Genomic DNA, 22659 nt, shown 5'->3' on the forward strand with positions numbered 1-22659 from the left:
GGCCGCCGCGGTCTTCGGGGTGGTTCCGGGGTCGGCCGGACGCATGCGGCAGGGTGTCCGACGTGAGGCACACCGTGCAGGTCCCCATGCGCTGGTCGGACATGGACGCCTACGGCCACGTGAACAACGTCGTCTTCCTGACGTACTTCGAGATGGCCCGCGTCGACCTGTTCTTCGACCGGGCCTCGCTGGAGGAGCAGACCGGCCTGCGACGGGGGACGGTCGTCGCGGCCCACGACGTCCAGTACAAGCTGCCGGTGGTCTACTCCCGCGACCCGCTCGACGTGCAGATCTGGGTCTCCGGCATCCGGGCCGCGGCCTTCACCTGCCACTACGAACTCCTCGACCACGGACGGCGGGCGGTCACCGGCAGCACTCTGCTGGTGCCCTTCGACTTCGGCATCGACCGGCCCCGGCGGCTGACCCCCGCTGAGAAGGCCTTCCTCGCCCGCTACGCCGACGAGCAGCCCGCGGACTGAGCCCGATTCCTCACCCGCTGCCGGGAGCGACCGGACCGTGGAGGCGTGCCCCCTCGGTGGCCAGCCGCTGGTCGTATGCGTCGCCGAGGTCGGCCAGGGCCTGCGCGCAGTCCCCGGTGAACGCAGGGCCGTGCATCAACCCGAGGGTCGCCGGCCGCAGGTCGGCCAGCGCCCGGATGGTCGGCCCCGTCGCCGGGGTCAGGCAGGTCGCCCGAAACAGGTCCTCGGCCTGCAGCGCCGGGCCGGTGATCTCCTGCTCGGTGATGGCCGGGCCCGCGCCCACGGCGGTGAACAGGTCACCGCACAGGAGCGTGCCCGTCGTCTCCTCGTACACCAGCCCGGCGTCCCAGCCGTGCGGGACGTGCGGCGTCTCGATGCGCCGGATCCTGCGCCCGCCCAGGTCGAGCACCTCGCCGTCCTGGAGCGGGCGTGGCGGCCGGTCAGCCAGGTCGGCTACGGAGACCGCGCACCCCAGGGCGCCATGCGCCACCTCGGCTCGCGGGGCAGCCGCCAGCCACAGGTTCATGGCGCCGCACTCGTCCGCCTCCACGTGGCCGAACGTGATCCAGCGCAGCTCTGGCACGGGGACGATGCGCGCGACCGCCGCTGACACCACGGGGAACAACGCCCGGGGGCCGCTGTGGAACAGCAGGGGCTCGTCAGCGGCGACGAGGAACTGGTTGAAGACGATGTCCGCATCGCTGACGTAGGTCGACAACCGGTAGACCTCCGGTGCGATCTCGGTGACCTGAGTCTCCATGGAGGACTCCTCGAGGACGACGTGAGGCCGGACAGTGTCCTCCTGTGCGAGCCGACCGGACCACAGCCGCGGGTCCGGTCGGCTCAGGAGGCCGGCGCGCCGTGCACCACGCCGCTGCCGGCGTGCACCCAGTCCCGCGGCGGGGCGGTCTCGACGACCCGCTTGCCCAGCGGGAACAGGCCCACCGCGGCCAGCTTGAACGAGGCGATGCCGAACGGGATGCCGATGACCGTGAGGCAGAAGCCGATGCCCGCCACGACGTGGATGAGCGCCAGCCACCACCCGGCCACGAGGAACCACACGAGGTTGCCCAGGGCCGAGGCCACCCCGGCGTCGGGGGCGCGGACGGTCGTCCGGCCGAAGGGCCAGACGACGAAGCCGGCCAGGCGGAAGGCGGCGATCCCGAAGGGGATGGTGACGACCAGCAGGCAGGCGATCAGCCCGGCGAGGGCGTAGGCGAGCGCGAGCAGCCAGCCCTGCAGGACCAGCCACACCAGGTTCAGCACCGTGCGGAGAGCGTCCACACCCGTTCCACGGACCTGGGAACCGTCCGGTTCCCCGCAGCTCGTCAGCCGTTGACGATCCGCGGAACCGGGCGGCCGGCACCGGTGGGGGCACCCCGCCGTGCCGCCTCCTCCTCGGACACCGGCCGCACCACCGCACCCTCCGCGATCGACGCGTCGGAGAAGACCGCTGCGTTGATGCCGCCGCGGTGCACCATCGCCTTCACCAGCCGGGCGCCGGTCAGCCGCTCCAGGTGCGTGCACGGCGGACAGCGCTTCGCCCCGAACAGCAGCGCGTCCCCGACGGCGAACCAGCGCCCCACCAGCGACGGCAGGTCGACGCCGGTGGTCACCAGGTTCCGGCGGGTGTCGCCCGGGGTCAGCGGCACGCCGGCGTCCGCGGCGACGGCGGCGACGTCCGCGGCGTCGATCAGCGTCAACTGCTTCTCTAGGTCGGGGTACTGCGCCCACGTCCCGCCACCCAGCGCGTAGCGGTCGCCCTCCAGTCCGCGCCCGGCCAGCAGCTGCGCCGTGGGCACCCGCCGCATCGGCGCGGCCGCCTCGGACGTCAGCCAGATCTCGATCAGCACGCCGCCGTCCATCACGCCCTCCTCGGCCGGCGCGCCGGCACGTCGTCCGCCCCCCGCGCGTCCAGCGCCTCCCCGAGCGTGGACGCCAGCTGCAGGACCTGGATCAGCAGCGGCACCAGCAGACCCAGCCGCATCCCCGACGCTCCGCGGGCCGCCTGCGCCTCCCGGATCCGCGCGGCCCGCTCGGCCACCACCGGGATGAACCGCAGCGTCATCGCGACCATCAGCCCCACCCGTGCCGGCCGCACGCCGACCACCTCGAGCGGCCGCAGCAGCCACTCGACCACGGCCACCAGCGCGGTCACCCGGGTGGTCGCGGTGACCACGGCCGCGGCCAGCACCAGGGTGAGCAGTCGCAGCACCGTCACCGTGCCGGTGAGCGCATCGGTCACCAGCAGGTGGATGCCGAACAGCGCCGCCAGCAGCAGCCACACCGGCCGAACCTGCGCCCACAGCGCCCTCGCGGGCAGTCGGGCGACCGCCAGGCCGGCGACGAGCACGCCCACCAGTGCGGCCGCGACCACCTCGATCCGGGGGAAGGCGAAAAGGCCCGTCCCGAGCACCGCCAGGACGGCCAGCTTGAGGCCGGCGCGGGTGCGGTGCAGGGGGCTGGTGCCCGGTACGTACAGCGACAGCATCAGGCGTTCCGGGCCACGTACCAGGGCACCGTCTCGGCGGGCGACCCGTCGGCGGCCAGCCGGCCGTCCTCGAACACCAGCACCCGGTCGAAACCGGCGAGCAGGTCCAGGTGGTGGGTCACCACGACGACGTCCTGCCGGAGCCCCTCGATCACCTGCGCGACGCGTCTCGTGTTCACCAGGTCCAGCAGCGTCGTCGGCTCGTCGAAGACCACCCGCTGCGGCTCCATGACCAGCACGCCCGCGATCGCCAGCAGCTGCTTCTGACCGCCGGAGAGCAGGTGGGCAGGGTGGTCCCGGTGCCCGTCGAGGCCGTACCGGTCCAGCACCTCGTCGACCCGGCGGGCGATCTCGTCGGCCGGCCGGCCCTGGTTGGTCGGCCCGAAGGCGACGTCCTCGGCCACGGTGGGGTGCACGATCTGCGCGTCCGGGTCCTGGAAGACGAACCCGACCTGCCGGCGGACCTCCCGCACCTGCGTGCGGGTGTCCAGCCCGTCGACGAGCACGGTGCCGGCGGTGGGCACCACCAGCCCGTTGAGCAGCCGGGCGAACGTGCTCTTGCCCGACCCGTTGGCCCCGATGACCCCGATCCGCGACTCGGTCAGGGTCAGCGTGACGTCGGAGAGCACGGTCCGCTCGCCGTAGGCGTGGGTCACGTCGCGCAGCTCGACGGCGGTCCGGGGGAGGGGCGGCGCGTCCGCTGCGGCGGCACCGCGCCGTCCCCAGTGCATGGCAGCGACCACCCGGTCTCAGCCCGCGGTCGCGCGCCGGCCCGGCAGCTCGATCACCGGGTAGGCGCGGCGCACCGCCACGGCGACCACGGAGGCGGCGACCGCCTTGACCACGTCACCGGGGATGAAGGCCAACGAGCCCGTGGCCGAGACCGACAGCGGGATGTCGGCGTAGAGGCTGGTGAACGGGATGCCGATGGCGTAGATGACCACGATGCCGCCGAGCAGGTTGGCCACCAGTGCCCAGGCCAGGTTGAACCGCCGCCAGAACCGCTCGGTGAGCCAGCCGATGACGAAGGCGGCGACCGGCCAGCTGTACAGGTATCCGGCGGTCGGGCCGACGAAGACGCCCAGGCCACCACTCCCACTGGCCAGCAGGGGGGCGCCCACCGCCACCACGGCCAGGAAGAGCAGCAGCGCCAGCCCACCGCGCTTGGCGCCCAGCACCGATCCGGCCAGCATCACGCCGAGCGTCTGCGCGGTGATCGGCACCGGGATGCCCGGTACCGGGACCGCCGGCAGCTGGCCGAGCACGGCCACGATCGCGGCGAACAGCGCGATGTAGGCGAGGTCCCTGGTCTTCACGACGCGCTCCTCCCGGGGTGCGCGGAACACCCGCGCGGCTCCCGGCGGAAGGTACCGGAGGACGGCGAGCGGCCGAGAGGCGCGGGTGAGCGAGCGGTCACTGGTTCCCAGGGAACTGCTCGCGGTCGGTGTCTGCGTGCTCACCTGCAGAGACGCCCGCCGGTTTGCCCGGCCTGCCGGGGACGTGTTGTCTGGGCTTCCTGAGCCCCTCGGCGAAGGCGGAACCAGAGGCATGGCAACCGGGTGGTGGGCGTCGCTGTGGTCGTGGGGACGTCCCGCGCCGCACGAGCTCCCCCCGGAGCGTCCGCAGGACCCGGACCAGGTGCCCGACACGGGGCACCGGCCCGCGCGGACGGCGCCGCCCGATGCGCCTCCCGCCGTCGACGGGACGGCTGCGCACCGCGCTCCGGCCGGTGCGACGCGCGCCCGGGCGGCACCGCCGCCGCCCGGGGACACCGCGCACCCCCAGGCGTCCGGTCCGTCCGGTCGATCCGGGTCACCTCGCGACCCGGACCGCAGCACCCCGCTGCGTCTTCCCCTCGAGACGACAGGAGTCCCATCCGTGGCACAGCTCGACAACGTCATCGCCGACCTGCTTGCGATCGAGGGCGCCAACGGCGCCGCGATCGTCGACATCGACAGCGGCATGGCCCTCGCGGCCGGCGGCACCCCCGGGTTCGACCTCAACGTCGCGGCCGCCGGGAACTCGAACGTGGTCCGCGCGAAGCTGCGCACCATCCAGGACCTCGAGCTGAAGGACGAGGTCGAGGACATCCTGATCACGCTGCAGAACCAGTACCACCTGATCAACGTGCTCAAGGGCCAGGGCAACGCGGGCCTGTTCATCTACCTCGTGCTCAACCGCGTCACCGCGAACCTGGCGCTGGCGCGCCACAAGCTCCGCGCCGTCGCGGCCACCGTGAGCGTCTGAAGAAGGACCCCGCGTCCCCCCATCCCTCGCGAGCTCGGGACGGGCCCCTGACGCGGGGCCGTTCGAGCACCTCACCGGGCGCAGTGCCGCTCGGTGAGGTGCTCCCTCAGGCGGCGGTGGCGGCCTCGACGATCCGCGCCCGCACGGCGTCGACGGCGAGCTCGCGGGTGTCGATCCACCGGGCGACGCGGCCGCCGGCCACGATGCCGACGCGGTCGCAGCACTCGGCCAGCTCCTCGGGGTCCACCGACACCACGACGACCGACGTCCCGTGCGCCGTGGCCTCGTCGAGCAGCTGGCGCACCTGCTGGCGGGCCCGCACGTCCAGGCCCCGGGTGGGCTCGTGCAGCACGACGACGTCCTGTGCCGAGGCCATCCAGCGGGCCAGCGCGAGCTTGTGCCGGTCCCCGCCGGACAGGGCCCCCACGACGGTGCGGATGCTCAGCGTCTTGACGTCGAGCCGGTGCACGGTCTTGATCACACCGCGCAGGGAGGCGATCTCGCTGCGGACGTCGGTGAGAGCGCCCCAGGGCTCCCGGGTCAGCGTCCGGGCGATGGTCTCGCCGGGGTCGACCCCGTAGGCGTCCTCGTCGGGACGGTAGGCGGGCAGCCGCAGCGCCGCCTCGTCCGCCGACGAGTCCAGCGACCGCCGCTCGCCGTGCAGCACGAGCTCGTCACTGAGCGCCGGCAGCTCCCCGGTCAGGGCGCCGGCGATCTCCTGGACGCCGGAGGAGCGGTGCCCGGTCAGCCCGACCACCTCGCCCTGGCGCAGCAGCAGGTCGACCCCCTGCACCCGGCCGGGCACCCGCAGGTTGCGGACCCGCAGCGCCACGTCCGCCTCGGAAGGGGCCGGCCGGGTCGGGGCCCGCGCCGGGACGTCGTCGCGCCCGGACCGCGCCGGGGCCGAGGCCACCCGTGGCGCGGGCAGCGATATCGGCTCACCCACGGTCTCCGCGGCCAGCCGGACCGGGTCCAGGTCCTCCGCCGGGCTGTCCAGGGCGATCACGCCGTCGCGCAGCACCAGCACGCGGTCGACCAGCGCGAGCATCTCCGGCAGCCGGTGGCTGATGTAGAGGACGCCGCGGCCCTGCCGGCTCAGCCGGCCGGCGACGGCGTGCAGTCGGGTGACCTCCACGGGCAGCAGCGCGGCCGACACCTCGTCGAGCACGACGAGCCGGGTGTCCTCGGCGAGCACCCGCGCGATCTCCACCAGGCCGTGCACGAAGTGCGGCAGCTCCCCGACGAGGGTGTCGGGGTCGACGTCGAGGGTGGCCTCGGTGAGCAGCGCCCGCGCCCGCTCGCGCAGCTCCGCCTGCGGGCGTCCGGCCTGCGGCGTGCCGCGGAAGACCGCCTGCGCGATGGTGAGCCCGGGGTCGATCTGGACGAGCTGCTCGACCACGCCGACGCCGAGGTGCCGGGCGTCGTCCGCCGACAGCGGCGCGTAGGGGTGTCCCTGCAGCGTCATCTGGCCGGCGTCGGCCGCGGTGATGCCGGCCAGGACGTCCCCGAGGGTCGACTTGCCCGCGCCGTTGCTGCCGACGAGCCCGACGATCTCGCCCTCCGCGACGCTGAAGGAGACGCCCTGCAGGACGCGCCGCGCCCCGAAGGACTTCTTCAGGCCCTCGACCTGCAGCAGCGCCATGGGCGGGCCGGCCTCCCCCGAACAGGATCTCGACCCCGGGGTCGGGGACCGAGCCGTCAGCGTCCCCCGCGACGCTGTGTCACCACCTGGATGCTACCCACCGCGGGGGGCGGCGCCTGTCGGGGCGGCCCCCGGAGGGTGTGGGTGGCCTCCCTGCAGGGTCCCGCCGGCCCGCCCCGGGCCCCAGGCCCCGTCCAGAGGCTCGCCGCGAGCCTGCGAGCGGTGAGGAGGACGGGGTCCTTCTCCTGCGAAGGGGTGGGGAGGACGGGGTCCTCCTACCAGCGGCGGGGGGCAGGGAGGTCCGTCACGCCTGCAGCCAGACCGCCGCGTCGGAGGGCAGCGCGCCGCCGCTCGTCCCGGCGCTGGCCAGCAGCACCCGCCCCTCCGGCAGCGGCACCGGAGCGCCGGAGAGGTTCAGCAGGCACACCAGCCCGCCGGGACGCCGGAACGCGAGGCACCCGCCGGGGGCAGGCACCCAGTCGAGCCCCTCCCCGGCGAAGGCGGGCGAGGTCCGCCGCAGCGCGAGCGCCGCTCGGTACAGGGACAGCACCGAACCGGGGTCGCCGGCCTGCACCTCGGCGGTCAGCGGTCCCCAGCCCTCCGGCATCGGCAGCCACGTCCCGGCACTCGCCGAGAAGCCGTACGAGGGCTCGGTGCCCGACCACGGCACCGGGACGCGGCAGGCGTCGCGCCCGCGCTCGGTGCGCCCGGACCGCTCCCAGATCGGGTCCTGCAGCACCTCGTCGGGCAGGTCGACGTCGGGCATGCCGAGCTCGTCGCCGTTGTAGAGGTAGGCCGCGCCGGGCAGGGCCAGCTGCAGCAGCGCCGCGGCCCGGGCCCGCCGGGTGCCCTGCTCGCCGCCGCCGTAGCGGGTGACGTGCCGCGGGCGGTCGTGGTTGGACAGCACCCAGCAGGCCGGCGCCGGCGTGCCGGCCACGGTGGCCAGCGAGTGGACGACGGCGTCGCGCAGCTCCTCGACGTCCCAGCCGGCGGTCAGCAGCTTGAAGTTGAAGGCCAGCTGCAGTTCGTCCGGGCGCAGGTACTGCGCCAGCCGGTCGTCGTCGGAGACCCAGACCTCACCGACGGCCATGGTCCCGGGGTACCGGTCGAGGACGGCGCGGACCCGCCGGTGCACGTCGTGCACTTCGTCGTTGTCGAACCGGTGGTCGCCGGGGCCGTGGTCGTCGAGCAGGCCGGTGTCCTCCATCGGCTCCATGTCCGGCAGGTCCGCCGGCTTGGCCATGCCGTGCGCGACGTCGATGCGGAAGCCGTCGACCCCGCGGTCGAGCCAGAACCGCATCGTGGTCTCGAGGTCGGCGAGCACCTCGGGGGAGGTGAAGTCCAGGTCGGGCTGCTCGGGCGCGAAGACGTGCAGGTACCACTGGCCGTCGTCGACCCGGGTCCAGGCCGGTCCGCCGAAGACCGAGGGCCAGTTGTTCGGCGGCTCGGCGCCGTCGGGGCCGCGGCCGTCGCGGAACAGGTAGCGGGCCCGCTCCGGCGACCCGGGGCCGGCGGCCAGTGCGGCCCGGAACCAGGCGTGCCGGTCGGAGGTGTGGTTGGGCACCAGGTCGACGGTCACCCGGATGCCGAGCGCGTGCGCCTCGCCCAGCAGCGCGTCGAACTCGGCGAGGTCGCCGAAGACCGGCTCCACGTCGCGCGGGTCGGCGACGTCGTAGCCGTGGTCGGCCATGGGCGAGGGGTAGAACGGCGTGATCCACAGCGCGTCGACGCCGAGCGTGGCCAGGTGCGGCAGCCGGGCGCGGATGCCGGCCAGGTCGCCGACGCCGTCACCGTTCCCGTCGGCGAAGCTGCGGATGTAGACCTGGTAGAAGACCGCGTCGCGCCACCAGTCGACGTCCGTGCGGCGGAACCGGGCTGCAGGGGGTCCTTCTACCGGGCTCACCGGTCTCCTCGGGGTGGGGTGTGCGGGTGGTGAGGAGGACGGGGTCCTTCAGCGGTTCTGCATGCTGTGCGCGGCCATCTCCATGTACCCCCACAGCCTCGCGTCCTGCTCGGGGGTCAGTTCCAGGGAGTCGACGGCGTCGCGCATGTGGCGCAGCCACGCGTCGCGCTCGGCGGGACCGATGGCGAAGGGCGCGTGGCGCATGCGCAGCCGTGGGTGACCGCGCGCGTCGGAGTAGGTGGTCGGGCCACCCCAGTACTGCTCGAGGAAGGTGCGCAGCCGGGCCTCGGCGCCCGCCCAGTCGTCCTGCGGGTACAGCGGAGCGAGCAGCGGGTCGGTGCGCACGCCGGCGTAGAAGCGGGTCACGAGCCGGGAGAAGGTGGATGCGCCGCCGACCTCCTCGTAGAAGGTCCGCGCCGACGGCAGGGATCGGCTCATGCCCTCGATCGTCCCGCAGCGGGCGAGGCCGGTGCCACGTGACCCTGGGTACGCACGTAGCTCACGAGCGGCGGGAGGACGGCCAGCAGCCCCACCCCGCCGGCCAGGGCCACCACGCCGCCGGGCGCGATCCCCTCGGCCGCGGCACCGGCGGCGAGCACGCCGATGCCCTGCACGCCGTACAGCCCGCTGACCGCGACCCCGAAGGCGCGGCCCCGGTAGGCCTGCGGCACGGCCTGCACGAAGGCGACGTTGAGCGGGATCGTCCAGGCCGCTCCCAGCCCGGCGACGAACATCAGCGCGACGACGGTCGCGTAGGCGCCCTGGCCCGGAGCCCCCCACACGGTGACCAGCCCGGCCACCAGGATCGGGGCCAGCGACAGGACGACGAGGTGCGGCACCAGCTGCTCGCGGCGCTGCTGGGTGAGCCCGCGGGCGACGAGCAGCCCGCCCACGGTGACCCCGGCGGGGTTGGCCGCGAGCAGGACGCCGATCTGGGTCGCGCCCTGGCCGAGCTGCTCGACCAGCGGTGCGGCGATGCCCTCCGGGGCGTTGGCGAAGAGGGTGCCCACCCAGGTGACGGAGATGATCGCGCGCAGCCTGGGCGTCCGGCCGATCAGCCGCAGCCCCTCGGCGGCGTCCCGCCACATCGAGCGGGGGCCCTCGGCCTCGCCGCCGTCGTCCGGGGCCGGGCGGCGCTGCAGCCGGGCCCACAGCCAGACGGCGGAGACGGCGAAGGTGGCCGCGTCGAGCAGCAGCGCCGCCGACGGGTCGAGCACGGCGACCAGCGTGCCGCCCAGCACGAACCCGAGGACCTGGGCCACCTGGGAGCCGACGTTGGTCAGGGACGTCGCCAGCGCGTACCGGTCCCCGTCGAGGACGTCGGCCATGAGCGCCGACCGGGCGGACTCGAACGGCGGTCCGCACACCGCCACGACGAACAGCAGGCCCAGCAGCACCGGCAGCGGCGTCCCGGGGACCGCCATGAGGGCGACCAGCAGGGCCCGCGCGGTGTCGCTGGCGATGAGCACCCGGTGCCGGGGGAGCCGGTCGGCGAGGGTGGACAGCAGCGGCCCGCCCAGCAGCCACGGCAGGTAGCTGATCGCGAAGGTCACCGCCGACAGCAGCGGCGAGTCGGTGCGCTGGTAGACCAGCACGGTCAGCGCGACGCGGGCCAGCTCGTCACCGATGGTCGACAGCAGGTAGGTGCCGAACAGCGGCCGGAACTCGCGGACGGCGAACAGCCCGCGGAAGGTCGCCGGGCGGGGGGCTGCGCCGGCCGGGCTGCCGCCGGCCGGCGCGCTGCCGCTCAGCGGGCCCCCGCCGGAGCGCCGGCCGCGGACAGCAGCGGCAGGGGCGTGCGGATGCCCTCGGCGACGAACCGCTCCTTGAGCCGCATGCGCAGCTCGCGGCCGACCCGCCACTGGTCGGCGTTGGTGGTGCGGACCTGCAGGCGCATGAACACGCCCTCGGAGGTGATCTGCTCGACCCCGAGGGACTCCGGCTCGGACAGCAGAACCCCGACCCACTCGTCCTCGGCGTACAGCGCGTCGGCCACCTCCTGCATCACCGCCCGGCAGCGCTCGAGGTCGGTGTCGTGGGCGACCGGCATGTCGATGACCACCTGGGCGTAGCCCTGGCTCTTGTTGCCGACCCGCAGGATCTCGCCGTTGCGGGCGTACCAGACCACGCCGTTGACGTCGCGCACGCGGGTGATCCGCAGGCCGACCGCCTCCACCGTGCCGCTGGCCTCGCCGAGGTCGACGACGTCACCGACGCCGTACTGGTCCTCGAGGATGATCCCGATCCCGGCGATGAAGTCCTTGACCAGGTTCTGCGCGCCGAAGCCCAGCGCGACGCCGACCACCCCGGCGCTGGCCAGGATCGGCGCCAGGTTGATGCCCAGCTCGCCGAGCACCAGCACCACCGCGATGCCCAGCACCACGATCGAGGCGCAGCTGCGCAGCACCGACCCGATGGCCTCGGCCCGCTGGGTGCGCCGGGCGGCGACCTGGTCCGCGCCGTCCCCCACGGCGGCGGCGCGCAGCCGGCGGGCCCGCAGGATCGAGGGGACCGGGCTGCCGGTGGTGTGGTCGGTCAGCCGGCGGATCGCCCGGTGTGCCAGGTACCGCACCAGGACGGCGACGACGACGATCAGCAGGATCCGCGCCGGCGTGGCGATCAGCGTCTGGGCGTTCTCCGCCAGCCAGTCGGTCCCCGACCAGTCGTAGACCTGCTGGCAGAGCCAGTAGTCGGCGCAGTCGGGCATGGAGCCGGTGCCGCCGTCTGCGGCGGCGATCACGGACGGTGAAGCAGTCATCACGCCGATACTCTCAGGTGCGGGAAGGCAACCCCAGGTGCGCGCGCGTGGCGCGGCACACGGATCCGGGTCAGCCGGTCAGGCCGGTGTGCGCGGCGAGGAAGGCCAGCTGGTCGGCGGCCAGGCCGACGGTCCGGCTGACCGCCCGGGCGCCGTGCCCCACGGAGGTCTCCCGCCGCAGCAGGACCGGGGCGTCGGACGACGTCGCGTGCTGCAGCGCCGCGGCCAGCTTGCGCGCGTGCAGCGGGTCGACCCGGGTGTCGGACTCGAAGGTCGTGAACAGCACCGCCGGGTAGGCCGTGCCGTCCACCACGCGGTGGTACGGCGAGTAGCCCAGCAGCCAGCCCAGCTCGGTGGGGTCCTCCGCGGTGCCGTACTCGTCGTTCCAGGTGCGGCCCAGGCCGAAGCGCTCGTAGCGGACCATGTCCAGCAGCGGCGCGCTGCAGACGACGGCGGCGGCGAGGCCGGGGCGCTGGGTGAGCGCCGCGCCCACCAGCAGGCCGCCGTTGGAGCCGCCCATCACCGCCAGCTGCGGGTGCGTCGTCCACCCCTCGGCGACCAGGTGCTCCCCGGCGGCGGCGAAGTCGTCGAAGACGTTCTGCTTGCGCTCCCGCATGCCCGCGCGGTGCCACTCCTCGCCGTGCTCGGAGCCGCCGCGCAGGTTGGCCACCGCCCACACGCCGCCGGCCTCGACCCAGGCCAGCGCCTGCGCCGAGTACCCCGGGGTGAGGGCGACGTTGAAGCCGCCGTACCCGTACAGCACGGTGGGGCGCGGCCGGTCCGGTGCCCCGGTCCGCGAGACCACGAAGAGGTGCACCGGCGTCCCGTCGGCGGAGGTCGCGTGGGTCTCGACGACCCGGACCTCCGGGACGTCCCCGGCGACCGGCGCCTGCTCCCAGATCTCCAGCCGTGCGGGCTCGGCGGCGTCCCAGCGCAGCACCGACGGCGGGGTCGAGTGGTCGGTGAAGCCGACCCACGCGGTGCTCCCGCCCTCCGGTGGCGCGCTGACCCCGGACACGCTGCCGGCGCGCAGGGCGGTCACCTCGGCCTGCCGCCCGGACCCGTCGGCGGCCCAGACCGACAGCCGGTCGGTGGCGTCCACCGAGTGCACGGCGAGCACCTGCAGGCCGCCGTCCGGGCCGTCGACGAGGGCCACGTCGGTGAGCACGCCGTCGTCGGACTGCGGGACGACGTCGCGCCAGGCCTCCGGTGCCCAGGTGGCCGGGTCGGCCGGGTCGGCCACGGCGAGCCGCCAGCGCGGGGTGCCGCGGTCGCTCATCAGCCACAGCCGGCCGTCGCGGGCCACCCAGGCCGCGGTCTGCGCGTCGACGCCGACCTGGAGCTCTCGCAGGGCGCCGTCCCGAGCGAGGTCGGCCAGCCAGACGTCGTCGCGCGGCGCGGTGCCCACGGAGGCGGAGACGACGAGCCAGCGGCCGTCGCGGCTGGTGCGGGCGCCGAAGTAGGTGGCCGGGTCGCTGCCCTCGCCGTGCACCAGGACGTCGCCGTCGGCGTCGGTGCCCACCCGGTGGCGCCAGACCCGCCGGTGGAACTGCTCCTCGTCAGCGGGCACCAGCTCCGGCGCCAGGCGGCGGACGTAGAACAGCTCCTCGCCGCCGGGCAGCCAGGCGACGGGGGAGTAGCGGCAGCGGTCGATCGGCCCGTCGAGCTGCTCGCCGGTGGCGACGTCGAGCACGTACAGCCGCGACTCCTCGTCGCCGCCGGTGGAGAGCTGGTAGGCCAGCCGGTCGCCCTCCCAGGACGGCGACCAGGCGTCCAGCGTCGTGGTGCCCGCGGGGTCGACCGCCATCGGGTCGAGCAGCACCCGCTCGGTGCCGTCGGCCTCGCGCACCCGCAGCACCGCGTGCTCCTGGCCGGGGTCGCGCCGGGTGGAGAAGGCCCGGCCGGCACGCCACACCGGGACACCGACGGCGCCGGCGTGGACCAGTTCGGCCAGCCGCGCGGCGAAGCGGTCGCGCAGCGGCAGGGCGGCCATCGCCTCCCCGGTCAGCTCGTCCTGGGCCGTGGTCCAGGACGCCGTCCGCGGGTCGGCCGGGTCCTCCAGCCAGCGGTAGGGGTCGGCGACGACGTGTCCGTGCAGGTGCTCGACCAGGTCGAGCCGGGGGGCCTCGGGGTAGCGCACCCGGCCCACGGTAGTGACGGCCGGAGAGGCTCCCGGAGCCCGCCAGAGGCATCCCGGGAGCGCGGGAGCGGGTTCGCAGGTCAGAATGGGGCGCCCACGGGTCGCACTGCACCCGGCGCGCGGCCCCGGGCGCCGGAGGTGCCCCGTGCCGCGTACTGCGTCCGGGTCGTCCGCAGGCCATCCAGGTCCGCGGCGCGACCACCACTCCCACCCGATGACACCTGTCCCGGCGCGGTCCACCGCCGCCGCGACGCTGTTGCTCAACGCCACCTTCGAGCCGCTGTGCGTCGTCTCCAGCCGCCGCGCGATCGTGCTCGTGCTCGCCGACAAGGCGGTCTCGGTGCACAACGCGCCCGAGGAGGTGCACGCCGAGACGGTGGTCCTGCCCGTTCCGGTGGTGGTGCGCCTGACCCGCTACGTCCGCGTGCCCTATCCGGCGCAGGTGCCGCTCTCCCGGCGGGCGGTGTTCCACCGCGACGCCTCGACCTGCGTCTACTGCGGGAGCTCGGCCACGAGCATCGACCACGTCGTCCCGCGCAGCCGCGGCGGCACGCACACCTGGGACAACGTCGTGGCGGCCTGCCGGCGGTGCAACCACACCAAGGCCGACCGGTCGCTGGCCGAGCTCGGCTGGAAGCTGCCGCACCCGCCGCGGACCCCCAGCGGCGCGGCCTGGCGGCTGCTCGGCGCGCGCACCGTCGACCCGCGCTGGCGGGAGTGGCTGGGCATGCCGGAGAGCGTGTCGGCGTGAGAGAGGACCCCTCGAAGGACCCCCTGCCCCCCTTCAGGGACCCCCCTGCCCCCCGCCACTCGCAGCCTCGCGGCGGGACCCTGCAGGGGGGCCGGTCGAGGCTCGCGGCGGGGCCCTGCAGGGGGCCGGGGCGGTGACCTCGCCGGCGACGGCGCGGCGGCTGTGGGCGCTGGGTGAGCCCTATCACGCGCTCACCTACTTCGCCGACGAGTGCCGGACGGCCATAGAGGAGACCGGGCTGCGTGGCTTCTGGCGCGGCTACTTCGCCATGCGGGCTGCGCCGCTGGGCCCGGTCGGGGCCGAGGTCGTGACGGCCACCTTCTACAACTTCGCGCCCGCGTTCGTGGCCGGCCGCGTGCCGGAGGTGTGGCAGGTGGCCGATCCCGCGTCGGTGCTGGCCGCGCGGCTGGCCGGGGTGGACGCCGCGGTGCGCCGGACGCTGGGGGAGGAGTGGCCGGCCTCTGCAGCAGCGGCGGAGGCCGCCGAGCTGCTCACGGCGGCAGCGGCGGCGGTGGACGCCCCCGGCCGGCCGCTGGCGGCGGCGAACGCCGGGCTGCCCGTGCCCGCGGAGCCGCACCTGGCCGTCTGGCAGTCGCTGACCACGCTGCGGGAGCACCGCGGCGACGGGCACAACGCCGCGCTGCTGCAGCGGGGTATCTCCGGCGTCGGCGCACACGTGCTGGCCGCCGCGGCCGGCCGGACGGCGCGCGAGTGGCTGGTCCGCGCCCGCGGGTGGGACGACGACGCGTGGACGACCGCCGCCGAGGAGCTCGCCGGCCGCGGCTGGCTGGCCGGCGAGGAGCTCACCGCGGAGGGCGGCGCGATCGTCGCCGCGGTGGAGGCCGACACCGACCGGCTGGCGCTGGCTCCGTGGCAGGCACTGGGCGACCGGCGGTGCGACCGGCTGGCCGAGCTGCTCGCGCCGGTGCGTCGCGCCGTCGTCGCAGCGGGCGCCTGGCCGGAGGCCAACCCGATCGGCGTCCCCGACCCGGACTGAGGACGCTCTGGCCACACGGGTCACGGATCGACGTGTTGCTGCGCAACGTGATGTTGCGATCACCTTAGGTTCCCCCGGACGGCGCGGCCGGCGCGCCCCGTTCCGAGAGGTACCCCGATGACCCCGCTCGTCCCCACCCGGGCGGCCGCGCGCCGCCGGCTCGTCGTCCGCACCGGCGCCCTCGGCCTGGCGGTGCTGGGCTCGACGGTCCTCGGTGCCGGGACGGCCGGGGCCGCGGAGGCGGTGACGATCCCGCTGGACCCGACCGACGTCGCGATCGTCCTCGAGGCGGCCGAGAACGCCGGCAGCGCGGCCGCTCCGGCGGAGTCGATCACCGCGGTTCCCGTGGCCTGGGAGGGCGACGTCGTGCTCCAGCTCCCGGAGGGGCTTGACGCCGCCGGCCTAGGTGCTCGTCTAGAGCTGAGCCCCGAGATCGGCGGGTCCGCCACGCGCGTCCTGTCCACGGCCACCCCCGGACCCGACGGGCTCGTGGTGAGCGACCTGGGCCCCGGGCGGTTCGGCATCTCCCTCCCGGCCGAGGACCCGGCCAACGGGCCGATCGGCGCGCTCCTGCTCTCGGGTGTGACGTCCGAGGACGGCTTCGACGTCCATGCCGACACCTACTACCTCGAGCTCGACAGCGCCGCTCCCGGCACCGCCGAGCTCTCCCCGCAGGTGACGGTGGTCGCCGACCAGTCCTGCGACCCCACGGCGGCGACCCACTGCGCCGGCGCGACGGTCACGGCCGGCAGCCCGTTCGCCGTCACCGTCCCGCCCACCTCGGAGCTGCAGACCCTGGGCCACGGCACCCTGCAGGACGCGGAGGTGTCGTTGGTGGACCTCACCGGCGGCGCCGCCGAGCCGCTCCTGCTCAGCGACGACCCGGCGCATTGGTCCCCGGCCGGCCCGTGGGACGCCACGGTGGCCCTGCCCGGGGGGCTCGGGGCTGGGCGGTACTACCTCTCGATGCTGCTGGGGGACCCGGCCTCCGGCGACCCCGTCACCATCTCCACCCTGGAGCTCCGGGTGCTGGCCGCGCAGCCTGCCCCGGCCGTCGTCCCGCCGGCTCCGCCCACGACCAACGCCGGGCTGCTCTCCAACACCGGCGCCGAGGCCCTCGAGGGGAGCTCCACCCGCACGAGCGCGGTAGCCACGGGTGCCGGCCTGCTGTTCCTCGCGGGCGTGGGGGCCGTCGTCGTCCGCACGCGGCGCGGCTCGGTGTCGGGCGACGGGACGCCGGGGGTCTGAGGTCTGGTGGCCTGGCGAGACCGACAACGCTCTGGTCGTTCATTTGTGCAGGCCTGACAGTCAGTGCCGTGGCGCCTCGTGCCCTGATGGGCAAGAGCTGCTGACGGATCGGGCGTAGCAAGTCACACTCTGGTCACACCGGCCCCATGTGACCCGCGTCGCGTGTCCTGTACTCAGGTGAACTGACCGGTGACGTTACGTTCCCGCCGCAGCCAGCGCCGATGGGGCGCTGCGGTCGCCGGAAGGTGCCCTCTCATGTCCAGCTCCACGCAGAACCGCCGGCGGCAGGTGCAGCGCCTCGCCCTCACCGGTGTGGGCTCCGCCGTCCTGCTCGTCGGGATCGCTCCCACCGCGGGTGCCGCCACCGGGGTCGTCATCCCCCTCGAGCCGTCCGAGGTCGCGCTGACTGCCTTCCCGGTCGAGAACGTCGGCGGCGCCATGGACCCGATGGCGGACCCGGACGCCGGCGCCTTCACCCCCGTGCCGGTGCAGTACAGCGGCTCGATCACCGTGGACCTGCCCGCGGAGCTCGACGGCTCGGGTGCCGTGGACGTCCAGCTGGTCTTCGCCGACGAGGACGGCAACGGTTCCCCGGACGCGACCTATGACTCCAGCGACCTGGCCGTGGCCGCCACCGCCGGCAGTGTCACGGTCACCCTGCCGGCTGACGACCCGATCGCAGGTGACGACGCCACGCTGACCGTCGAGCCGATCACCGACACCCTCGGCCCGGCGCTCACCTTCTACGACCCCGTCTACTACGAGCTCGGGTTCGTCCCCACGGGCGATCCTGGTGCTCCCGCCGCGCAGACCGTGACCCCGGAGCTGGTGGCCTACTCCCAGGTCCCCTGTGGGGTCACCACAGGCGATCGATGCCCCTTCCCGACCCCGGTGACCGTCGGCTCGGCCGTCACGCTCGACCTGACCGCGAGCTCCGTCCTGCGCGAGCTCGGCCTCAGCGACCTCACCGGTGTGCTGGTCGGCCTGGAGGAGCTCGACAACCGCGGCTTCCCGACCGGTGCCGCCCCGGTGGAGCTCACCGCCCAGGTCAACGGCTCGACGGCGTCGGTCGTCATCCCGGCCGACACCGCCCCCGGCGCCTACTTCCTCGTGGTCGCGCAGCAGACCCCCTCCGGCGCCACCTCGGAGCTCAACGTCGAGATCACCGTGATCGCCGAGGAGGCCGCGCCGGTCGTCCCGCCGGCCGCGGCGCCGACCACCTCGGCCGCGCCCGCCGTCGTCAACGCGGGTCTCCGCTCCAACACCGGCGTCGAGGTCGTCGAGACCGGCTCCGCCGGGACCGTCGCGGTCGCCGCGGGTGCCGGGATGCTCGTCCTCGCGGGCGTGGGTGGCGTCGCCGTCGCCCGTACCCGTCGTCGTCCGGCGGCCGAGGGTGGCACGTGCGCCTGACCCGACCGAGTCGGCGCACCGCCGCCGCCGGGGCGGTCCTCGCGCTCGGCTTCGCCGGGGGCACGGTGCTCGCCGTCGGCCTGGCCGACGGCGAGCAGCTGGCCGCAGCCACCGGGTCCCCGGACCCGGTGGCTGCGGCCACCGCGGCCCCGCCCTCCGTGGAGGAGGCGCAGCCCACGCTGCCGCCCGAGGGGGTCGCCCTGCCCACGCCCTCGTCCGACGTGCACGTGACCGTGGACGCGCTAGGCATGGACCTGCCGGTGCTGCCGCTGACCCCGCGCAACGGCACGATCAACCCGCCGACGCTCACCGCGGCCTACTGGATCCAGCCCTACGGGGATCCAGTAGGCGCGGCCGAGCAGGCGGACAACACGCTGTACCTCGCAGCGCACTCGACCGGCACCGGCGAGTACGGCTTCGACCCGCTGATGGAGTCCGACGGGGGCGGCAGCACCCTGGAGGCCGGCGACGTCATCGAGGTGAGCACCCTGCAGGGCACGGTCGACTACACCGTCGAGCGGACCCAGCGGTACGCCAAGGGCGAGCTGCCCCGGGCCACCGAGGTGTGGGAGTCCTCGCCCGGGCGGCTGGTGCTCATCACCTGCTTCCAGCGTGGTGGTGGCCGGGCCTCGACCGAGAACCTCGTCGTCTTCGCCGAGTCCTGAGAAAGGACCCGGGCCCCTTGCGGGGTCCCGCTGGCCCCGTCCAGAGGCTCACCGCGAGCTTGCGAGGGGTGGGACGGACGGCGTCCTTCGACGAGCGGTGGGGGGCAGCGGGGTCCTTCTTCAGGTGACGCGGGCGCGCACGGTGGGGTACCCCTCGTGCGCCCCGCTCGCCAGCACCTCGCGGAAGCAGTCCATCGCGTCCCAGACGTCGACGAAGCGGGTGTAGAGCGGCGCCGGGCCGAGGCGCACCCGGTCCGGGGTCCGGAAGTCGGGGACCACGCCGCGGTCGACCAGCGCCTGGGTGAGCTGCCAGGCGTCGGGGTGGGCGAGGGTCACGTGCGAGCCGCGGCGCGCCGGGTCCCGGGGCGAGGCCAGCGCCACCCCGTGCGGTGCCAGCCACGCGTCGGCGAGGGCGACGACGAGTTCGCCGAGTGCCCGGCCCTTGACCGCCAGCCGCTCGACCCCGGCTTCGGCCACCAGCCGGGCGCCGACCTCCACCGCCACCGTGGCGAGCACCGGCGGCGTCCCGACGGCGAAGCGCTCGATCCCCGGCGCCGGGTCGTAGGCCGGACCCATGGCGAACTGGTCGCGCTGGCCGAACCAGCCCCAGATCGGCTGCCGCAGCTGCTCCTGCAGCTCGCGGCGCACGTAGAGGAAGGCCGGCGCGCCCGGCCCGCCGTTCAGGTACTTGTAGGTGCACCCGACGGCGAGGTCCGCGCCGTTCGCCGTGAGGTCGACCGGCACCGCGCCTGCGGCGTGGGAGAGGTCCCACAGCACCAGGCCCCCGGCCTCCCGCGCCGTCGCCGTGACGGCGGCGACGTCGGCGAGCGCCCCGGACCGGTAGGCGACCGCCGACAGCACGACGACGGCGACCCGCTCGTCCAGCGCCGCGGCCAGCACCGCCGGGTCCAGCCCCTGGTCGATGTCAGCCGGCACCTCGCGCACCGTCATACCGCGGGCCTGCGCGACCCCGGCGACGACGTAGCGGTCGGTGGGGAAGTCGTCGGCGACGCAGACCAGCACGTCGCGGCCGGGCCGGGCGTCGGCGGCGGCCACCAGCAGCTTGTAGAGGTCGACCGTCGTCGAGTCGGCCACCAGGACCTCGCCGGGCCGGGCGCCGAGCACGCCCTCGGCGAGGAGGTCGCCCACCCGGGTGGCGGCGCCGATCCACGACGACCACGAGCGCACCAGGCCCCGCGCCCACTCCTCCTCGACCACCCGCGCGAGCGCAGCGGGTGTCTCCACCGGCATCCGGCCCAGTGAGTTGCCGTCCAGGTAGAGCGGGCGGGTCGGGTCGGAGGCATCGTCCCCGGCGCCGGCGAACCGCGCGCGGAAGCCGGCCAGCGGGTCGGCGGCGTCGAGGGCCTCGGCAGCGGCCCGGGTCAGGTCCACACCGAGCTGTCTACCCGGTTACGGTCGCCAGCCGTGACCCCGGGGACGCAGCTGCACGACCTGACCGCGCTCGAGCAGGCCGCCGCCGTCCGGGCGGGGGAGGTCAGCCCGGTCGAACTCGTCGAGCACGTGCTGCGCCGGATCGAGGACCTCGACCCGGGGCTCGGCGCCTTCCTCACCGTGACCCCCGAGCGCGCCCTGACCGCGGCCCGCCGCGCCGAGCGCCGGGTCCGCGGGGGTGGCGAGCTGCCCCCGCTCCACGGGGTGCCGACGGCGATCAAGGACCTCAACAACACCGCCGGCGTCCGGACGACGTTCGGCAGCACCGTCCTCGCCGAGAACGTGCCCACCGTCGACGACGCGGTGGTCACCCGCCTGGCCGACGCCGGGACGATCAGCGTCGGCAAGACGAGCACTCCTGAGTTCGGGTTCCCCTGCTACACCGACAACGAGCTGGTGGGCCCGGCCCGCTGCCCGTGGGACCCGACCCGGCTGGCCGGCGGCTCCAGCGGGGGAGCGGCGGTCGCGGTCGCCGCCGGGATGCTGCCGGTCGCGCAGGGCAGCGACGGCGGCGGGTCGATCCGCATCCCGGCGAGCGTCAACGGGCTGGTGGGCCTCAAGCCCAGCCGCGGCCGGGTGAGCAACGCGCCCTTCGGCAGCGACGTCACGGGGCTGGGCACCAACGGTCCGCTCGCGCGCACCGTCCGCGACGCCGCTGCACTGCTCGACGCGATGGCGGGGCCGGTGATCGGCGACCCGGCCTGGGCGCCGCCGCTGCCGCCGGGGGAGACCTTCCTCGGCGCGGCCGACCGCCCGCCGGGCCGGCTGCGGATCGGCCGGCACCTGGAGTCGCCTATGGCAGACGCCGGCCTGGAGCCGGAGGTGCAGACGGCGTTCGACGACGCCGCCCGGCTGCTCGAGGAGCTCGGCCACGAGGTCGAGGACGTGCCGTCCGGGCTGCTCGGCGCCGACGTCCTGGGCGCCTTCGAGCGGGTCTGGACCCTCTCGGGCACGCTGCTGCCGGTGCCGCCGGAGCGGGTGGGCGAGCTGCGGCCGCTCACCCGCGAGCTGCGGGCGCGCGGCCTGGCGCTCTCGGCACGGGAGGCGATGGAGGCGCTCACCGCGCTGCGGCTGTTCGCCCGCCGCTTCACCACCGCCACGGCCGGATACGACGTGCTGCTCGCGCCGGTCACCACGATGACGCCGCGGCCGCTGGGCTGGTTCGACGCCGACGGGGACGGCGCAGCGGACTTCGAGCGGCAGAAGCGGTACGCCGCCTTCACCGCGGTCTTCAACGTGACGGGCCACCCCGCGGTGAGCGTCCCGCTGTACTGGACCCCCGACGGGCTGCCGGTCGGGACGATGCTGGTCGGGCGCCCGGCCGACGAGGTCACGCTGGTCGCGCTGGCCGCCCAGCTGGAGGCCGCCCGCCCCTGGCGACACCGGCACCCGCCGTCCTGGGACTGACCAGGAGAGCGGCGGGGGCTGCCGGTAGGTTGGGGGGCGTGACCGTCGTCGAGACCATCCTCGTCTACGCGGTGGCCCCGCTGGCCGTGGTGGCCGTCCTGGCCCTGCTGACCCTCGTCCCCGGGCGTCCGAAGAAGACGCGCTACAAGCCCGGGCAGCCCTGGGAGCACGAGCCGGTCTGGTACGAGCCGCACCCGGTGGGTGGCGGTGGCCACGGCCCCACCGAGGCGCACGGCCCGGCCGGTGTCCCCGGTGACGGGACCACGGCGCTGGGCTCGTCCATGTACCCGGAGCAGCACGGCCCGGGTGCTCCCGGTCAGTCCGGCGGGCACGGCGGGGGCGACTCGCACGGCGCCACCAGTGCGCGCGCCCTGAACGCCGGGCCGTCGGCCGCGGCGGCCGCCCGCCCCTTCGGCGGCGCCCGCGGGACCTGGTGACGGCGTGACCGCTCATCCCAGCACCCCTCAGCACCCCTCCGGAGGCCGGAAGTGACCCGCGTCCTGCAGACCACGTCGCACGACACGGCGACGTCCGCCGGCACCATGCCGACCCGCGCCGACGAGGCCGAGGCCCCCGACACGATCTTCAGCTACCAGGAGCTGCTGCGCCTCGACGAGGCGCTGACCATGTCCTCCCGGGAGACCGGGTTGCGCTTCACCCTCTACATCGGTGACCTCGGCGCCCAGACCCGCGCCCGGGCCGAGGAGCTCTTCGAGCGCTCCGGGCGCGACCTGCCTGAGTCGGTGCTGATCGCCGTCTCGCCCGGGCAGCGGGTCGTCGAGGTCGTCACCGGCGCCGCGGCGGCACGCCGGCTGCCTGACCGGGCCTGCGCACTGGCCGTGCTGTCGATGACCAACGCCTTCGCCTCCGGCGACCTGGTGGGCGGCATCGTCAACGGGCTGCGCCAGCTGTCGGACCAGGCGGGGCACCCGCGGGGGCTGCGCACGCACTGAAGCAGGAGCCCGTCCTCCCCACCCTTCGCGAGCTCAGGATGGGTCCCGGGACGGAGCCGCGGGGCCCCGCAGGGGGTCCTCACCGCGGGAGGCCCAGGACCCATCAGGTCCTGGGC

23 protein-coding genes are annotated in these 22659 nt (G+C 75.2%); 10 read left to right on the forward strand and 13 right to left on the reverse strand.

The genetic code is table 11. From position 1 onward, the window contains the following. The first annotated feature begins 62 nt into the window (after positions 1-62). Positions 63-479 (forward strand): acyl-CoA thioesterase, encoded by a 417-nt coding sequence (locus GOBS_RS07500; protein WP_041241998.1) that lies wholly within the window; start codon positions 63-65, stop codon positions 477-479. A gap of 10 nt (positions 480-489) precedes the next feature. Here GOBS_RS07500 and GOBS_RS07505 read toward each other — a convergent pair whose 3' ends face one another. The 6 genes from GOBS_RS07505 to GOBS_RS07530 all read right to left on the reverse strand — a co-directional run bounded on the left by GOBS_RS07505 (position 490) and on the right by GOBS_RS07530 (position 4286). Further along, on the reverse strand, positions 490-1239 hold the full coding sequence (locus tag GOBS_RS07505) for an MBL fold metallo-hydrolase (protein WP_012947690.1): 750 nt from the start codon (positions 1237-1239) through the stop codon (positions 490-492). 83 nt (positions 1240-1322) lie between these two features. Beyond that, positions 1323-1763, reverse strand: a complete 441-nt coding sequence (locus GOBS_RS07510; protein WP_012947691.1) for a YccF domain-containing protein — start codon at positions 1761-1763, stop codon at positions 1323-1325. Between the two features lie 44 nt (positions 1764-1807). Then, positions 1808-2344, reverse strand: a complete 537-nt coding sequence (locus GOBS_RS07515) for an MOSC domain-containing protein (protein WP_012947692.1) — start codon at positions 2342-2344, stop codon at positions 1808-1810. Then, positions 2344-2970 carry an energy-coupling factor transporter transmembrane component T family protein gene (locus tag GOBS_RS07520; RefSeq protein ID WP_012947693.1) on the reverse strand — a complete coding sequence of 209 codons (627 nt, stop codon included), beginning with the start codon at positions 2968-2970 and terminating at the stop codon, positions 2344-2346. Before GOBS_RS07520 ends, GOBS_RS07515 begins: the two co-directional genes overlap by 1 nt. Continuing rightward, the gene (locus tag GOBS_RS07525) at positions 2970-3713 is read right to left on the reverse strand and encodes an energy-coupling factor ABC transporter ATP-binding protein (RefSeq protein WP_243697663.1); all 744 of its coding nucleotides are present in this window, start codon (positions 3711-3713) and stop codon (positions 2970-2972) included. Before GOBS_RS07525 ends, GOBS_RS07520 begins: the two co-directional genes overlap by 1 nt. A 6-nt stretch (positions 3714-3719) precedes the next feature. Next, positions 3720-4286, reverse strand: a complete 567-nt coding sequence (locus tag GOBS_RS07530; RefSeq protein WP_012947695.1) for a biotin transporter BioY — start codon at positions 4284-4286, stop codon at positions 3720-3722. Positions 4287-4848: 562 nt separating this feature from the next. On the opposite strand from GOBS_RS07530, the gene GOBS_RS07535 reads away from it, so the two are divergent. After that, on the forward strand, positions 4849-5217 hold the full coding sequence (locus GOBS_RS07535; RefSeq protein WP_012947696.1) for a hypothetical protein: 369 nt from the start codon (positions 4849-4851) through the stop codon (positions 5215-5217). Between the two features lie 106 nt (positions 5218-5323). Here the strand turns inward: GOBS_RS07535 and GOBS_RS07540 are convergent, their stop codons facing one another. From GOBS_RS07540 to GOBS_RS07565, 6 genes are all read right to left on the reverse strand, one after another. Then, the gene (locus GOBS_RS07540; protein WP_012947697.1) at positions 5324-6859 is read right to left on the reverse strand and encodes an ATP-binding cassette domain-containing protein; all 1536 of its coding nucleotides are present in this window, start codon (positions 6857-6859) and stop codon (positions 5324-5326) included. A 304-nt stretch (positions 6860-7163) separates the two neighbouring features. Beyond that, the gene (locus GOBS_RS07545) at positions 7164-8762 is read right to left on the reverse strand and encodes a glycoside hydrolase family 13 protein (protein WP_012947698.1); all 1599 of its coding nucleotides are present in this window, start codon (positions 8760-8762) and stop codon (positions 7164-7166) included. Between the two features lie 48 nt (positions 8763-8810). Further along, positions 8811-9200 (reverse strand): globin, encoded by a 390-nt coding sequence (locus tag GOBS_RS07550; protein WP_012947699.1) that lies wholly within the window; start codon positions 9198-9200, stop codon positions 8811-8813. After that, positions 9197-10624 carry an MFS transporter gene (locus tag GOBS_RS07555; RefSeq protein ID WP_243697664.1) on the reverse strand — a complete coding sequence of 476 codons (1428 nt, stop codon included), beginning with the start codon at positions 10622-10624 and terminating at the stop codon, positions 9197-9199. The genes GOBS_RS07550 and GOBS_RS07555 overlap by 4 nt, the downstream gene beginning before the upstream one ends. Next, complete coding sequence (locus GOBS_RS07560) at positions 10510-11520, reverse strand: mechanosensitive ion channel family protein (protein ID WP_012947701.1); 1011 nt, start codon at positions 11518-11520, stop codon at positions 10510-10512. The genes GOBS_RS07555 and GOBS_RS07560 overlap by 115 nt, the downstream gene beginning before the upstream one ends. Before the next feature lie 70 nt (positions 11521-11590). Continuing rightward, a complete protein-coding gene (locus GOBS_RS07565) occupies positions 11591-13660 on the reverse strand; it encodes a prolyl oligopeptidase family serine peptidase (protein ID WP_166487327.1) in 2070 nt (689 codons plus the stop codon). Positions 13661-13874: 214 nt separating this feature from the next. Between GOBS_RS07565 and GOBS_RS07570 the strand changes: the two genes are divergently transcribed. The 5 genes from GOBS_RS07570 to GOBS_RS07590 all read left to right on the forward strand — a co-directional run bounded on the left by GOBS_RS07570 (position 13875) and on the right by GOBS_RS07590 (position 18731). Continuing rightward, positions 13875-14411: an HNH endonuclease gene (locus GOBS_RS07570; RefSeq protein WP_012947703.1), complete on the forward strand. Its 537-nt coding sequence runs from the start codon at positions 13875-13877 to the stop codon at positions 14409-14411. A gap of 133 nt (positions 14412-14544) precedes the next feature. Beyond that, positions 14545-15408 carry an SCO6745 family protein gene (locus GOBS_RS07575; protein ID WP_012947704.1) on the forward strand — a complete coding sequence of 288 codons (864 nt, stop codon included), beginning with the start codon at positions 14545-14547 and terminating at the stop codon, positions 15406-15408. 117 nt (positions 15409-15525) lie between these two features. Beyond that, positions 15526-16656, forward strand: a complete 1131-nt coding sequence (locus tag GOBS_RS07580) for a hypothetical protein (protein ID WP_012947705.1) — start codon at positions 15526-15528, stop codon at positions 16654-16656. 255 nt (positions 16657-16911) lie between these two features. Continuing rightward, a complete protein-coding gene (locus tag GOBS_RS07585; RefSeq protein WP_012947706.1) occupies positions 16912-18066 on the forward strand; it encodes a hypothetical protein in 1155 nt (384 codons plus the stop codon). Next, on the forward strand, positions 18057-18731 hold the full coding sequence (locus tag GOBS_RS07590) for a class F sortase (RefSeq protein WP_012947707.1): 675 nt from the start codon (positions 18057-18059) through the stop codon (positions 18729-18731). Before GOBS_RS07585 ends, GOBS_RS07590 begins: the two co-directional genes overlap by 10 nt. A 120-nt stretch (positions 18732-18851) precedes the next feature. Here GOBS_RS07590 and kynU read toward each other — a convergent pair whose 3' ends face one another. Further along, the gene (gene kynU, locus GOBS_RS07595; RefSeq protein WP_012947708.1) at positions 18852-20123 is read right to left on the reverse strand and encodes a kynureninase; all 1272 of its coding nucleotides are present in this window, start codon (positions 20121-20123) and stop codon (positions 18852-18854) included. Positions 20124-20156: 33 nt separating this feature from the next. Between kynU and GOBS_RS07600 the strand changes: the two genes are divergently transcribed. From GOBS_RS07600 to GOBS_RS07610, 3 genes are read left to right on the forward strand one after another with little or no spacing between them, the layout of a single operon-like run. After that, complete coding sequence (locus tag GOBS_RS07600) at positions 20157-21590, forward strand: amidase (RefSeq protein ID WP_012947709.1); 1434 nt, start codon at positions 20157-20159, stop codon at positions 21588-21590. A 38-nt stretch (positions 21591-21628) separates the two neighbouring features. Continuing rightward, on the forward strand, positions 21629-22027 hold the full coding sequence (gene ctaJ / locus GOBS_RS07605; RefSeq protein ID WP_012947710.1) for an aa3-type cytochrome oxidase subunit CtaJ: 399 nt from the start codon (positions 21629-21631) through the stop codon (positions 22025-22027). 51 nt (positions 22028-22078) lie between these two features. Beyond that, positions 22079-22543: a DUF5130 family protein gene (locus GOBS_RS07610; RefSeq protein WP_012947711.1), complete on the forward strand. Its 465-nt coding sequence runs from the start codon at positions 22079-22081 to the stop codon at positions 22541-22543. Positions 22544-22659: the final 116 nt, after the last annotated feature.

Source organism: Geodermatophilus obscurus DSM 43160 (genome assembly GCF_000025345.1).
Lineage (GTDB): Bacteria > Actinomycetota > Actinomycetes > Mycobacteriales > Geodermatophilaceae > Geodermatophilus > Geodermatophilus obscurus.